This window comes from Veillonella sp. (assembly GCF_032470285.1).
Classification (GTDB): domain Bacteria; phylum Bacillota; class Negativicutes; order Veillonellales; family Veillonellaceae; genus Veillonella.
This window is the reverse complement of record NZ_JAWEKP010000004.1, coordinates 177,182-191,411: the sequence shown is the minus strand read 5'-3', so window position 1 is coordinate 191,411 and position 14,230 is coordinate 177,182. Positions and strand designations below refer to the sequence as shown.

Annotated in this window: 10 protein-coding genes; 1 reads left to right on the top strand and 9 read right to left on the bottom strand. The window is 40.9% G+C overall.

Features of this window, described 5'->3' with window-relative positions:
- Positions 1-166: 166 nt before the first annotated feature.
- The 5 genes from narI to E7B10_RS06440 all read right to left on the bottom strand — a co-directional run bounded on the left by narI (position 167) and on the right by E7B10_RS06440 (position 7,210).
- On the bottom strand, positions 167-838 hold the full coding sequence (gene narI / locus E7B10_RS06460; protein WP_227037651.1) for a respiratory nitrate reductase subunit gamma: 672 nt from the start codon (positions 836-838) through the stop codon (positions 167-169).
- Positions 835-1,359: a nitrate reductase molybdenum cofactor assembly chaperone gene (gene narJ, locus E7B10_RS06455; RefSeq protein ID WP_287510502.1), complete on the bottom strand. Its 525-nt coding sequence runs from the start codon at positions 1,357-1,359 to the stop codon at positions 835-837. Before narJ ends, narI begins: the two co-directional genes overlap by 4 nt.
- Positions 1,352-2,785: a nitrate reductase subunit beta gene (narH, locus tag E7B10_RS06450; RefSeq protein WP_119562401.1), complete on the bottom strand. Its 1,434-nt coding sequence runs from the start codon at positions 2,783-2,785 to the stop codon at positions 1,352-1,354. The genes narJ and narH overlap by 8 nt, the downstream gene beginning before the upstream one ends.
- A complete protein-coding gene (locus E7B10_RS06445) occupies positions 2,775-6,452 on the bottom strand; it encodes a nitrate reductase subunit alpha (RefSeq protein ID WP_287510503.1) in 3,678 nt (1,225 codons plus the stop codon). The genes narH and E7B10_RS06445 overlap by 11 nt, the downstream gene beginning before the upstream one ends.
- A 71-nt stretch (positions 6,453-6,523) precedes the next feature.
- A complete protein-coding gene (locus E7B10_RS06440) occupies positions 6,524-7,210 on the bottom strand; it encodes a Crp/Fnr family transcriptional regulator (protein ID WP_287510504.1) in 687 nt (228 codons plus the stop codon).
- Between the two features lie 355 nt (positions 7,211-7,565).
- Between E7B10_RS06440 and E7B10_RS06435 the strand changes: the two genes are divergently transcribed.
- Positions 7,566-8,903, top strand: a complete 1,338-nt coding sequence (locus E7B10_RS06435; protein ID WP_287510506.1) for an MFS transporter — start codon at positions 7,566-7,568, stop codon at positions 8,901-8,903.
- A 701-nt stretch (positions 8,904-9,604) separates the two neighbouring features.
- On the opposite strand, the gene hemQ is transcribed toward E7B10_RS06435, so the two are convergent.
- The 4 genes from hemQ to hemE form a co-directional block, all read right to left on the bottom strand.
- Positions 9,605-10,336, bottom strand: coding sequence for a hydrogen peroxide-dependent heme synthase (gene hemQ, locus E7B10_RS06430; RefSeq protein WP_278456701.1), 732 nt, complete (start codon positions 10,334-10,336; stop codon positions 9,605-9,607).
- Positions 10,337-10,565: 229 nt separating this feature from the next.
- Positions 10,566-12,182, bottom strand: a complete 1,617-nt coding sequence (gene hemG, locus E7B10_RS06425; RefSeq protein ID WP_287510508.1) for a protoporphyrinogen oxidase — start codon at positions 12,180-12,182, stop codon at positions 10,566-10,568.
- Entirely contained in the window at positions 12,179-13,078 is a 900-nt protein-coding gene (gene hemH, locus E7B10_RS06420) for a ferrochelatase (RefSeq protein ID WP_105086894.1), read from the bottom strand. Before hemH ends, hemG begins: the two co-directional genes overlap by 4 nt.
- A 4-nt stretch (positions 13,079-13,082) precedes the next feature.
- Entirely contained in the window at positions 13,083-14,126 is a 1,044-nt protein-coding gene (hemE, locus tag E7B10_RS06415; protein ID WP_105086893.1) for a uroporphyrinogen decarboxylase, read from the bottom strand.
- Positions 14,127-14,230 lie beyond the last annotated feature (104 nt).

The following is a 14,230-nucleotide window of genomic DNA, read 5'->3' as shown; positions in this document are numbered from 1 at the left end:
CAATGAATAAATTTCTTCTCTACAGGGAATACATTGTAATCTACTAATACAGAATCGGTAAATAAAAAGCCCCTCATAGTTGTGAGCATATGCTTTCACCACTACAAGGGGCCATAGATTAATGAATCCTATTATATATAGGCATACAAGTTAATCATCATCCTAATTATTTTTGATCCCGTTTACGATATACGATGAACGGACGTGTTAAGTAGTTGAGTGGAACACTCAAGCAGTGTACCAAACGGCTGAATGGGAAGATAATAGCAACCACCATCCATGCCAACATGTGGAATTTAAACATGAATGGCACGCCTTCCATCAAGGATGGATCAGGCATAAAGGATAATAAGCTACGGAACCATGGGCCGATGGATACACGGTAGTCAAAAAAGCCAGATGCATTAAGCAATGTACCAGCCATACCACTAAAGATAGCTAATGTTAAGAATAAATATAACCATTTATCAAGGCCAGATGTATTTACTTTCATAGCAGGTACAGTAAAGCGACGTTTCATCAAGAGCAAGAAACCAACGATAAAGATGATACCCGCTACAGCACCCATATATAATGCACCTTCATGGTACATATGGTCATTGATACCCATAGCTGCAGTCCAAGCTTTAGGTACTAGTACACCTACTACGTGACCGCCGATAACGCATAGCAAACCAAAGTGGAACAATGGATTGGCAATACGCAATTGTTTTTTCTCTAAAAATTCACTTGATTTTGTAGTCCAGTTTCTTTCAAAGTAGAAGAAACGAACAAGTGTGCCTACGATTAAGAAGGTAAACGCAATATATGGCAAAGCGCCCCATAAAAATAGATTCATCGTGCACCGTCCTCCAATCCATTTGCAACCGACAATATGATATCAAATAAGAATGCATAGGTCAGTTTTGCTTCGATCAATCGATCCCTAATATATTCTAGCTTTGGTTTACAATAATCATACACTTCACGAGCCTTTTCAGGTTCGATAACTGCACATAACTCTAAAATAGCTGGAATATAGTCAGGCATCTCCTTTGGTAAATCATAGCCATTTTCTAGAAAGAAGGCTTTATATTTAACGAGTTCCTCTGCTTGTTCCCCTGTACCTTGCAATTCATAAGTTGATAAGTACATTGTTGTATTACGACTGAAGTCAAAGATACGTACGTATTGGTCTTCAAAGGCCTTACGATCCGTTTCTTCAATGTAATCAAAGAACTCTAACAATCCTTGGCGAAGTTGAGGATGCTCAACAGAGCGAGTATCCGCTTTCCATTCACCAAGTTCATTGTACCAAGATTCATCTGGATACCGAAGCAAAAAAGAAGCAATGAGAGCTATTTTTTGTGCATCATCCATTATGGCAACCCCCTGTCGGGCATGCAAAACCACGATTGTGTTGCATTTCTAAGCGACCTTCGCGAGATACATTAACATCGGATGGGATAACAAAACGATCATTATATTTAGACAAGGCTAACAATTTGTACATAGCATACATTTGCTCTTCTGTAAGATCTACTTCATGAGCGATTGCTTCATCACCTGTTTCACGGCGACGCATGTATTCACGCATATCGAGAATGCGTTGTAATACACGAGCTAAAATATCTGTATTACCAGCAGTAAACATATTAGCTAAGTATTGTACAGGCACGCGCATTTCATGTGCATCTGGCAAGTATACATCAGATGTAACACGTTGTAAAATTGGGCTGAGCGGTGGCACATACCAAACCATTGGCAATGTGCGATACTCTGGATGCAATGGCAATGCAACGCCCCATTCTTTTACAAGCTTGTAAACAGGAGATTTTTTAGCTGCTTTCAAGAATGCTTCAGAGATACCCGCTTCACGAGCGGCTTTAATAACCTCTGGATCATTAGGATCCAAAATTAAATCTACTGTATTTTGGTAAATTTCTTGTTCATCCTTAGTAGATGCCATTTCTTGAACTTTATCCATATCGTATAAAACTACACCAACATAGCGCATACGACCTACGCATGTTTCAGCGCAGATTTGAGGCAAGCCATTTTCCAAACGAGGATAACAGAATACGCATTTTTCAGCTTTGTTTGTTTCCCAGTTATAGAAGATTTTTTTGTATGGACAAGATGGAACGCAATGTCTCCAACCGCGGCATACATCTTGGGAAACAAGTACAACACCATCTTCATCACGCTTGTAGATGGCACCGGATGGACATGCCGCTACACATGCAGGATTTAAACAGTGGTTACAAAGACGTGGTAAATAACGCATGAATACTTCTTCGTAGTCAAATACGATATCGTCACCCATCTTAGCCAAGTTCACATCTTCTCGTGCATGATGACCACCAGCCAAATCATCATCCCAGTTAGGGCCCCATGTTACTTCCATTTTTTGCTTTGTTAGCAAGGAACGAGGACGTGCTACAGGTTGATTATTTTTACGACCGGTATGAATCAATGTTTCATAATCATATGTCCAAGGTTCAAAGTAATCCGTAATTTCTGGTTGTTCTGGATGATAGAACAACTTCATCAATCGAGAGCCTTTAGAGCCTGTGGAAAGCGCCAAATTACCGCTTTTATCGAGAGTCCAGCCACCCTTCCATTTCTCTTGGTTTTCCCAATTACGTGGGTAACCTACGCCAGGGCGGGTTTCCACGTTATTAAAGTACATATATTCCGCGCCTTCGCGGTTCGTCCATGTATTTTTACAAGTAATAGAGCATGTATGACAGCCTAAACACTTGTCCAAATTTAGGACCATGGATACTTGAGCTTTAATCTTCAAGCCAATCCACCTCCTTCAATTTACGAGCCACAATTGTCATATCACGTTGGTTACCAGTTGGGCCATAGTAGTTAAAGCCATAGCTCAATTGACCATAACCGCCGATCATGTGTGTCGGCTTCATGTGAATATGTGTTGGCGCATTGTGTGTACCACCGCGACGATCTTTCTTAACTTGCGTACCAGGAACGTTGATGTGACGGTCTTGGGAGTGATGCATATAAGAAATGCCACGAGGAATACGTGGAGATACAACTGCACGAGCTGCAACTACACCATTTTTATTGAAAGCTTCTACCCAGTCGTTATCTTTAACACCAATTTCTGCTGCATCATCTTCGTTGAGCCAAATTGTTTGGCCACCACGGAATAATGTTAACATTTGTTGGCTATCAAAATACATACTATGAGTAGACCACTTATTATGTGGTGTTAAGTATTTCAATGTAATTTCTGGAATACCTTCTTGTTTGTAGTCACCTTGTACTGGTTTATAGGACAATACAGGTTTGTACAACGCCATAGCTTCACCGTAATCGCGCATCATTTCATGATCACAATAGAAGGATTGACGACCTGTTACGGTACGGAATGGTACTTTATCCTCTGTAGATGTTGTGAATGGGGAATAACGACGGTTTTTATCGTTTTTACCAGTACTTGTTACAGAGCTAATGATGAAGCGTGGTTGGCGAACCATGTCATCAAAGGTAATTTTTTCTTGTTCACGACCTTTTGCGTTCTTTTCAAGACCAGAAAGGCCAGTTTTTTCTTCCATTGCCTTCCAAGAACGAACAGCCAATTTACCATTTGTACAAGAAGACAATGTCAATACAACATTACAAGCTTCTTTACATTCGTAAATGCTTGGACGACCATGAGAAATGAATTCTGGATTATCGATTGTACCATTTTGTGCGTACAATGTTTGATATTCATCAGATACATCCCAAGCCAAGCCATGAGCACCCATTTTGTTTTCGATGTTAGGTCCCAATGCAATGAATTTTTCAAAGATTTGGCTATAGTCGCGTTTTACATGAACAAGGTTAGGCATTGTTTTACCAGGAATTGGTTCACATTCGCCTTTGCTCCAGTCGAGAACCTTACCTTCTGGTTGAGCCACTTCACCTGGGCTGTCATGACCAAGAGGCAATGCTACGATATCTTCGTATTCTGTGAAGCCAGACTCTTTTGCTACGCGAGATACTGTTTCTGCAAGGGTACGGAATGTATCCCAATCAGATTTAGTTTCCCATGCACAATCAACAGCTGCTTGGAATACGTGTACATATGGATGCATATCTGTAGAAGACAAGTCTTCTTTTTCATACCATGTAGCTGCTGGGAATACGATATCAGAGTACAAGCCTGTAGAAGCCATACGGAAGTCGATGTCGATTAAGAGGTCAAGTTTACCTGCCCCATCAGCTTCACGCCATTTGATTTCTTCTGGACGTGTAGGTGCATCATCATCTTCTAATACCGCATTTTTAGTACCTAATAAATGTTTCAAGAAGTATTCGTGGCCTTTAGAAGAGGAACCGATAAGGTTCGCACGCCATACAAACAAGTTGCGTGGGTGGTTTTCTTTAGCCGCAGGATCTTCTACGCAGAATTGTAATTCTTTATTTTTCAACGCTTGCGCCACATATTGATTAATTTCTGCTTCTGTACCAGCACCAGCTGCACGAGCATCGTTAATCAAGTCTTGGCTGCCTTTATTGAAAGTAGGATAGGATGGCAACCAACCTAAACGAGCCGCTAATACGTTGTAATCGCCAGGGTGACGATAACGAGGCTTAGCTAATTTAGATACGCGGTCTGCCAAGTCGATGCAATCAGAACGATATTGTTCTGTAGCAAAGTAGAACCAAGATGTACCATTTTGCAAACGAGGAGCTTTACTCCAGTCATTAGCTGTCATGATACCGCCCCAGCCTTCAATAGGACGAAGTTTTTCTTGACCTACGTAGTGAGCCCAGCCACCACCGTTAACACCTTCTGTACCGCAGAACATAATAAGGTTCAAGATGGTACGGTAAATCACGTCAGCATGGTACCAGTGGTTGATACCACCACCCATGATAATCATGGAACGACCTTTAGTTTTTTCTGCATTATCTGCAAACTCACGAGCTGTAGTAATAGCGATATCTGCTTTTACACCAGTAATTTTTTCTTGCCATGTAGGTGTGTAAGGAGTGTCATCTGTGTAAGATGTTGCCACTTCACCACCGATACCACGGTCGATACCATAGTTAGCAAGAATAAGGTCATATACGGTAGTTACTTTTACAGGACCATCTACAGTTTGTACTGTAATTGTAGGAATAGCACGTTCAATTACACCTTCGTGCTCTTCATCGCCAAAGTATGGCAACTTAACAACAGTCACGTCTTCACGTTGATCAAACACGGATAAGCGAGGATCGATTTTAGCCCCTGTATCGCGGTTTTCAAGGCGCAAATTCCATTTTTGTGGATTTGTATGACGTTCGCCCATTGTACCATTAGGAATAACGATTTCATTTGTTGTTTCATCGATCAATACCATTTGGAAGTCTGCGCCTTCCTCTTGGCGACCTAAGTCCTTAGCATTCAAGAAACGACCAGGTTGAACTGTGCCGTTGATGTCTTCAACGCGTACAAGGAATGGCATATCTGTGAACTCTTTAGCATACTCTTTGAAGTATGGAGTTTCCTTGTCGATGTAGTATTCTTTTAAGATAACGTGGCCCATTGCCATAGCAAGAGCCGCATCAGTGCCGGCTTTTACATTGAGCCAAGCATCGGAAGAAGTTGTAGATTCCGCATAGTCAGGGGATACGGATACTACTTTAGTACCTTTGTAACGAACCTCTGTTAAGAAGTGAGCATCTGGCGTACGAGTCAATGGTACGTTAGAACCCCAAGTCATGATGTAACCAGCATTGTACCAGTCACCAGATTCAGGTGTATCAGTTTGTTCACCCCAAACTTGAGGGCTAGAAGGTGGTAAATCGGCATACCAGTCATAGAAGGACAATGGTGTACCACCCATTAAGTTAAGGAAACGAGCACCTGCTGCATAGGACAACATGGACATCGCTGGGATTACAGAGAAGCCTGCGTTGCGGTCAGGGCCGTATGTTTTTGCAGTATATAATAAGGATGCAGCAGTAATTTCTGTCGCTTCATCCCATGTGGAGCGCACAAAGCCACCCATACCACGGGCAGATTTGTATTTCTTCGCTTTTTCAGGATCTTCTACGATAGATTTCCAAGCTTCGATTGGGTTCTTAGCATGCTTTTTAGCTTCTCTCCAAAGCTCAGCCAATTCGCCGCGCACATATGGATATTTTACGCGCAATGGGCTATAGAGATACCAAGAGAATGTTGCACCACGAGGGCATCCACGTGGTTCGTAATCCGGCATATCATCTGGTGTTTCAGGGTAATCAGTAGCCTGATTTTCCCACGCTACAACACCATTCTTAACGTAGATATTCCAGCTACAAGAACCAGTACAGTTTACGCCATGCGTTGTGCGGACAACTTTATCGTAAGACCAACGGTCACGATAAAAATTTTCCCACTCGCGACCGCCATCTTCAGTTATTTGATGGCCGCTTGGAGATACGTTCTTCTTCCGAAGAAACTTAAACTTTTGAGACAACAAGCTCATCTCATGTCCTCCTTCAAAACTACAAAAAAATCCCTTGCATTAGCTGAGCTAACACAAGGGAGAAAATACTGTTATTCGATATTACTAATATTAGGGTCTATATTATCAACCTCTAAATCTAGTAATCCGATTAAAGCGTCAAAATCACAGATTACTAGATGGTGTTTGTCATAGGCTACATAGCCCAACTTACGCAACTCACTTAGCATGCGATTTAAACTTTCTCTTGATGTGGCAGCAAATTCAGCCAACTCTTGATTTGTTAGGGCGATATCGATAAAGATACCATCCTCGCGCTCTACACCATAACTATTGGCTAAGCGCAACAAGGTAGAATAAAATGCTCCCTTCTTGCCATATAGTAGCAAGTCTCGGTATTTTGCCTGTTGACGACGCATATGTAATGTGTAGATTTGCATCATCGCAATAGCCAATGAATGATCTTTTGCAATAGCTGACTCTAACACATCATAGCGAATGGAATAAACAGAGCAATCCTCCCGAGCGATGGCGTTGAACACATAAGTTCTTGTGTTCTCCTCATACAACGGAACCTCACCAATTACATTATTCGGACCTACTAGACGCAACGCAAAAATGTGCCCACTAGCTTCGAATTTCTTAATGCTCATTCTACCTTTTAACACTACGTAAAAGTGTTCTGCCTTGTCCCCCTCGTGGAAGAGAAAATCACCTTTTTTAAGATGGAGTTCCTCGCCCGGCAAAGCAAGTAATTGGTTAATTAAATTTTTATCCATACCTTCACCACTCCATTGTACTTTTAAAATAAAATCCATTAGTTATACTAATCTATTTATAGTAAAAGTACATGTATTATATACTTTTTTGTATATATAAGATTATTATAACTTATTAATTTCAGAATATGTGTGTTTTATGTCACATTCACAAAAATTTTTACAATATATAATATATTTGTGATATAAGACATTGCAAATTTTGTTGATACAATAATTATAACTCAGTTCTCTAAGTAATTCGAATACTTTCTATAGAAATTCTATAGATTGCAATATTCATATACATTGACTGATAATTGTATCCTCCATGTCTTCATTGCATGTATAGTTTTTCAGTAAGGAGAAGTTCAAAATGAGCGAACTAAAAATGCCTCAAGTAGGGGCAAGCCGTAGCGAAATTGTGGCTAATTGGCAACCAGATAATCCAGAATTTTGGGAAAAGTTTGGTAAAAAAATTGCTAAACAAAACCTGGTTATATCCACAATTGCATTAACCCTTTCATTCTGTGTATGGTATTTATGGGCAACCATTGCAGCGCAACTCAACGGCGCAGGCTTTAATTTCACAACCGATCAATTATTTACATTAGCCGCATTACCAGGTCTTGTAGGTGCTACATTACGTTTTGTATATACCTACATGCCAGCCTTAATCGGTGGTAAAAACTGGACATTTATTTCCACACTTATTCTATTAGTTCCTGTTGTATGGCTCGGCTTTGCCGTTCAAGATACAACAACTTCTTATACGACATTCATGATCTTAACTGCCCTCATCGGTTTAGCGGGTGGCAACTTCTCGTCCTCCATGGCGTACATTGGCAACTTCTTCCCTAAATCCGAAAAAGGTACTGCTCTTGGTATCAACGGCGGTGTTGGTAACCTTGGTATTTCTGTAATCTACTTCTTGGCTCCATTCGCTATGGGTTCTGCTGCATTAGGTAGCGTATTTGGTGTAACACCAGCTATCATCAAAGGTAACGCAGTATACCTTGCCAATGCGGCTTTCATGTGGATTGTACCACTTGTTGTTATCCTTGCACTTATGACACGTTTCATGGATAACTTACCACTAGAAAAACCAAATCCTAAAAATCTTGTACAAATCTTTGGGAACAAACACACTTGGGCACTTACATTGCTATACACTTGTTCCTTCGGTGCTTTCTCTGGTTATGCGGCAGCACTTGGCTTATTAGTAGGTAAAGAATTCCCTGAAGTTCCATTTGCGTCTATCGCATTTGTTGGTCCTCTTGTATCAGGTGCCCTTCGTCCTGTAGGCGGTTGGTTAGCAGATAAGATCAATAGCGGTACAAAAGTTACCTTCATTAGTCTTATTGGCTTATGTGCTTCCACTGCATTGATTGCGGTTGGTGTAGATATGCACAACTTCCCATTCTTCTTTGCAATGTCCGTATTAACCTTTGTATGCTGTGGTTTTGCTACTGGCGCAACATTCCGTATGATTCCACACGTATTTGGCAATCCTTTGCTCTCCTCTTTAATTACAGGTTTCGTAGCCGCTGTAGCTGCATACGGTGCCTTCATTACACCTAAAATCTTCGGCTTTGTATATTCCATGTTCGGCAATATTCACCCAGCCTTTGCTGTATTACTTGCATTTAACATTGTAACTGTAGCAGTGTGCTACTGGTTCTATGTGCGTAAAGGTGCAAACATGAACGTATAATTTTCTGGAACAGAAAATTTACGTTCACTGAACAGTACTACAAAATATAATTCACTTCTCTATACTAAGTGATAAAAGAAACCCCGCATCTCTCCTCCATACTTATCAGGTCTGCGGCCCAGGGCCTTGACCTCGTAAGTCGGATAGATGCGGGGTTCTCTTTTATGAGAATATAGTTGCTAGTGCGATACTCATATATTGTGAATTATATTTTACGAAGTATAGTGCGTATATTAACTTTTCTCCCCTCAAAATTATAGCCTTCATTTTGAGGGGAGAAAAATGGACTGCTAGGCAGTCCATTCATTCTAATTTGACGATATATACCTTTATCTCTATAATATAAATAGATAGTCAGACGAGTAGGAACGTCAGGCGCATCTCAAAAACTAATTATCTAGGAAATGGCCTTTCTGTTTATCTAATTACACTTGGTAACGGAGGGCTATTTGCTTTTTGTGAGGCAAATAAGCGCTATAAGTGCTCCAAAGGAAACGACTAGCGTCAAGATTCCAGTAATAACTGTAATAAGTTCAAAGTCACTCATAAGCTCACCCCCTTCTATAACGAAGAGAGGCCCAACCTCGCCAACTACCTTAACAACATTATAAATTGAACAAATATACGATACAATAAGCAGTTATTTATCGATATATATGAATTAAATAATAAAGAAGAGCCTGCATTGCAGGCTCTTTTTGTTATCCAAAGATTTCTTCTAGTAGTGCATCATCGATGATAGTACCAACGTAGAAGTCGCTGAAGATGCCGTATTTTGCACTGGCTTCTTCGAAGCGCATATCGTATACAATTTTTTTGAATTGGATGTCGTCGTTACTAAAGATAGTAATACCCCATTCCCAGTCGTCTAGGCCACAGCCACCAGTAGTGAATTCAGATAATACATCCAAGTATGTTTTACCAAGTTCACCGTGAGCTTTCATCAAAGCACCGCGCTCTTGCGGTGGTAACATGAACCAATTGTCATCACCTTCGCGTTTTTTACTCATATTATAAAAACAGATATATTTATCGCGAGGTACATGAGGATATAATTTTTGATTAACCTCCTCTGTATCTAACTTGGCCTTAACATAGGTGCTTACTTCTGTTACAGAAGTATAAGAATAAGTTTGCACCAACACGCTTGCAATAGCTAAACGACGGAATTTACGTTCTACTTGAGCCAAGTATTCAAGGGATGGACCGAGAATCCATAAGATTAAATCCCCTTTTGCTCCATTACAATCATAGAATGCATAGCTACCTTCTTTAGCTTGATGTTTAGCTTCAAGGTCGGCTAAGAATGCTTTTAATTCATTGCGCGCTGCTGCTTTTTCATCCTCTGTGAAGCAGTTCCATGCGCTGAAATCCATGGCGAATACCATGTGTTGGCTATGCCAACCTTCTACTGTAGGGATTGCTTTTCCCATTATGATCACTCCTATCTATGGTGATTATATCAAAATAATAATGTATATCTATAATTACGGAAATCAAAAGACTCCACTTATTATTATAGCATATAGAGTCTTTTCAATTTAGTTTCTATTGAGATTTTTTATTAGTATATTCTTTAGTTAAGACTAAATTACTGCTTTTAGGCTGAGATAATCCTATGTCGCTTAATACTGTACTAACTCTTTTAAGCAAGTCACTATTTTACTTGTCATTCACAAGTTTTTCTACGAGTTCTTTTGCTTGTTTTACACCGTCAGGGATCCCGATTCCATCAAAAGGTGTGCCGATGAGGTGTAGATTTGGATACTGCTCGGCTACATGTTCACGTACGACTTTAATACCTGCACGATGGCCTACATTATATTGAGGCATGCAGTGAATGAGACGATTGATGCGCACCCACTCTGGCTTGGCAGAAAAATTCATAATATGTTGAATTTCTTTGACTGCCAATTCTGAAAGTTCCTCTTCACTGAGTCGTTCTACTACATCATTACCTGGCTTACCAATAAAGACACGCAAAACCACCTTATCATCAGGGGTAGTTTGAGGCCATTTTTGATTAAGAATAGTACACGCTGTAAGAGGTGTATCCGTATTACGGGTAATAAGCAGACCCGATCCTTTTAAATCACCATCAAAAGTACTTTTATCAAAGGCCATAATAGCAATGGCGCAACTAGATTGCTCCATGGATCGCAAGAAATCAAAACCCGCATCATCCTTGAACCATTGAGTATATGTTGCCGGCGGTGTAGTGATAATCACATGGTCTGCCATAGATTGACAACCACAAGAATTGTTATACTGATTGGCCACATCGATTGCGTACATGCCTTCAACATATCGAATATCCGAAACTAGTGTACCTGTATGCAAGTGTACATTACTAGGCATAGCCTCAACAATAGCGGTAATCACGCTTTCAAGGCCGCCTGTCAATTGACGAAACATGCCGGATTGAGCCGCTGTTCCCTTCCGACTTTCCATATCCGTTTGCGCCTTAGCAGACTGATGATTTGAACTAGTCTTTGTTATATGGTTAGAACTGCTTGCACTATTACTAGCAAAATTAGCTTGACTAGACTTTGCTTCGTGGCTTTCAAATTGACGGTCTGTCATAGTACCTTTACCAGCACGAGGCACATCGCCTTCTGCTACAGCATCTTTAGCTGCTTTAGAGACACCTGCTTTGGAATGACTCATCTTAGCAGCCATCATACCTTTCACCATGTTCCCATATTTTTGTTCTACTTGAATGAAATGAGGGAATGTCGACAATAGACTAATTTTATAAATATCCCCACCATAAATACCCGCTAATAGGGGCTCGATGAGTTTATCCATCATTTCTTGACCTAAGTGGTATTTAAAGAAATGACCAATGGATACATCACCATTTTCATCGAGTTGGTATGGTTTCTTAAAATAGTCTAAGCCAGCGCGCAATTTACCAGGCCAAGAAATGAGCGTTGCTTTCACAAAGGGCATCATTTCCGTAGGAATGCCCATGATGGAGCCGCCTGGAATTGGGTGGATAGAACCCTTATCATATACAAAGGCTTGGCCTGTTTCATTAGACACAAGGGTATCCCCTAGTCCAAGATCATGCACAAGATCTGTCATTTCTGTTTTACGACCCAAGTAGGAGTCAGGACCGAGTTCCACTACGAAGTCATCCACATGTTGCGTTTGTATTTTCCCACCAAATCGTGGTGCTTGTTCATAAAGAGTAATGGTCCATTCTGGCTTTGCATGACCTAGATAATAAGCCGCTGTTAGCCCTGTTAAGCCACCGCCCACAATTGTTACGTTCACGAATGAATCCTTTCTATTATTGCACTCGCCATTGCTTGTAAAAATATTTCATTACAATTTGGCATGGGTGCACGCATATATGTTGCGCCCTTTGCTTCAACGAGTTCTTTACACTCCACATCATTATCGTACAATACCTCAACGTGATTGCTTACAAATCCAAATGGTACAAAAACAATGCGATCAGCACCAGTTTGTAAGGCTTCGTTGATAGCATCCTCTACAGTAGGGCCCAACCATTGTCCATGAGGAGCTGCACTTTGCCACGCCACAGTCCATTTCGGTAATTTACAATGTTCAGCAATCTCTTTGGCGCTTTCCTCTAAAGCTAACGCATACGAATCGCCACCATGATTATTGATAAGAGGTATACTGTGAGCACTAAAAATAACAAATAAATCTTTATTAATATTCACACACTTTGAAACTGCTTTTACCCAGTATTCCTTGAAAGTTGGTTGATCCCACCAGGAACGGATAAAGTCGAATGTCATATTATCATGGTTGGAAATAGCTACTTGCACTTGTTTTTCATAAGCTCCAGTACCGAGAGCGGTGAAGAATGGAGCCGTTACAATAGCGATAATATGCTCCACTCCTTGCTGGACTAAGGAGTCAACTGCATCTGCAATGGACGGTTTCATGTGTAAAAAACCAATAGCGGAAGGCATAGTCGGCAACAGAGTAAGCAAGGTTCTATATTGGCACTCTGCCATAGTTTGAAGTTCAACATTTTCCCATTGACCGATTGTATCATAACGCTTAGTAAGATTAGCAATCTCTTCTTTCGTTGGTACACGGCCACGACGAATACTCGTCATATAGGGTACTAAATCATCCTTACTTAAAGGGCTACCATAAGACAGGAATAATAATCCTTTTTTTTCTACTTTCACTAATTTACCTCTCTTGAGCCCAAATTTCACGACTACGTTCATGCACATAGTCCGTTAGCCAATGGAGTTTTTGAGGATCTGCCTCGGGGAATACGCCATGACCTAAATTAAAGATATGGCGACCATAGCGAACTCCTTCGAGCAAAATACGATCTACTTCGTGAGCCAATGTTTTTTCGTCCCCGAACAGATACGCTGGATCCAAGTTACCTTGCACGGTTTGCGTTACACCCCGTTCATTCGCCATAACAATGGAACTACGCCAATCAAGGGCAATGACGTCTAATGGCAAATGAGACCAAATAGACACCAAATGGTCAGTGCCAACGCCATTCATGGCCATTGGTAAATGAGGATATTTAGCTTTTACAGCCTTAATGATTCGTTCCATATGAGGGTAAATCCCTTGTTTATACTGATCTGCATTAACAGCCCCTACCCAAGAGTCGAAGATTTGAAGTGCATTGGCACCCGCTTCGGCTTGCATGGATAAGTACGCAATGGACATGTCCGCCAGTTTAGTCATCAATGCATTCCACACATGAGGAGCACCGATGAGCATGCCACGAGTCTTATTGTAGTTCTTCGTTGGTCCCCCTTCGATAAGGTAGGATGCAATCGTAAACGGCGCACCGCAAAAACCAATGAGTGGCACGTCGAGCATGCCAGATGTTAAGAGTGTAATCGTTTTACCGATATACTCTACCTTGGTAGGATCAAAGGAATCTAGAGCCTCTACATCAGCCATAGAACGGATAGGCGTGCTAAACACAGGACCCACACCGGCCTTGAGCTCAACATTTACATTCATAGCCACCATTGGGCTCATGATATCTTTGTAGAGAATTGCCGCATCAACGCCGTATTCCTTAACAGGTAATTCCGTAACACGAGCACATAACTCGGGCTCTTTTGTAATTTCAAATAATGAATATTTCTCTTTGATTTTGCGATATTCCGCTTGGCTACGACCAGCTTGACGCATATACCACACAGGCGTTACACCAGGGTTCTTCCCTTGGATCATGTCCAAATAAGCTGTGTTCAAGTACTCAACCCCTTTCGTTCTAAATGTATACTAACACACTATGGTAACTAAAACAGTTACTTTGGTTACAATCACACACATTATTTATTCTTTAATAATCCCTA

What these genes read in the sequence shown, in the direction of transcription:
- narI (WP_227037651.1), bottom strand. Translation starts at nt 838, where the DNA reads ATGAATCTATTTTTATGGGGCGCTTTGCCATATATTGCGTTTACCTTC.
- narJ (WP_287510502.1), bottom strand. Translation starts at nt 1,359, where the DNA reads ATGGATGATGCACAAAAAATAGCTCTCATTGCTTCTTTTTTGCTTCGG.
- E7B10_RS06440 (WP_287510504.1), bottom strand. Translation starts at nt 7,210, where the DNA reads ATGGATAAAAATTTAATTAACCAATTACTTGCTTTGCCGGGCGAGGAA.
- E7B10_RS06435 (WP_287510506.1), top strand. Translation starts at nt 7,566, where the DNA reads ATGAGCGAACTAAAAATGCCTCAAGTAGGGGCAAGCCGTAGCGAAATT.
- E7B10_RS06445 (WP_287510503.1), bottom strand. Translation starts at nt 6,452, where the DNA reads ATGAGCTTGTTGTCTCAAAAGTTTAAGTTTCTTCGGAAGAAGAACGTA.
- hemQ (WP_278456701.1), bottom strand. Translation starts at nt 10,336, where the DNA reads ATGGGAAAAGCAATCCCTACAGTAGAAGGTTGGCATAGCCAACACATG.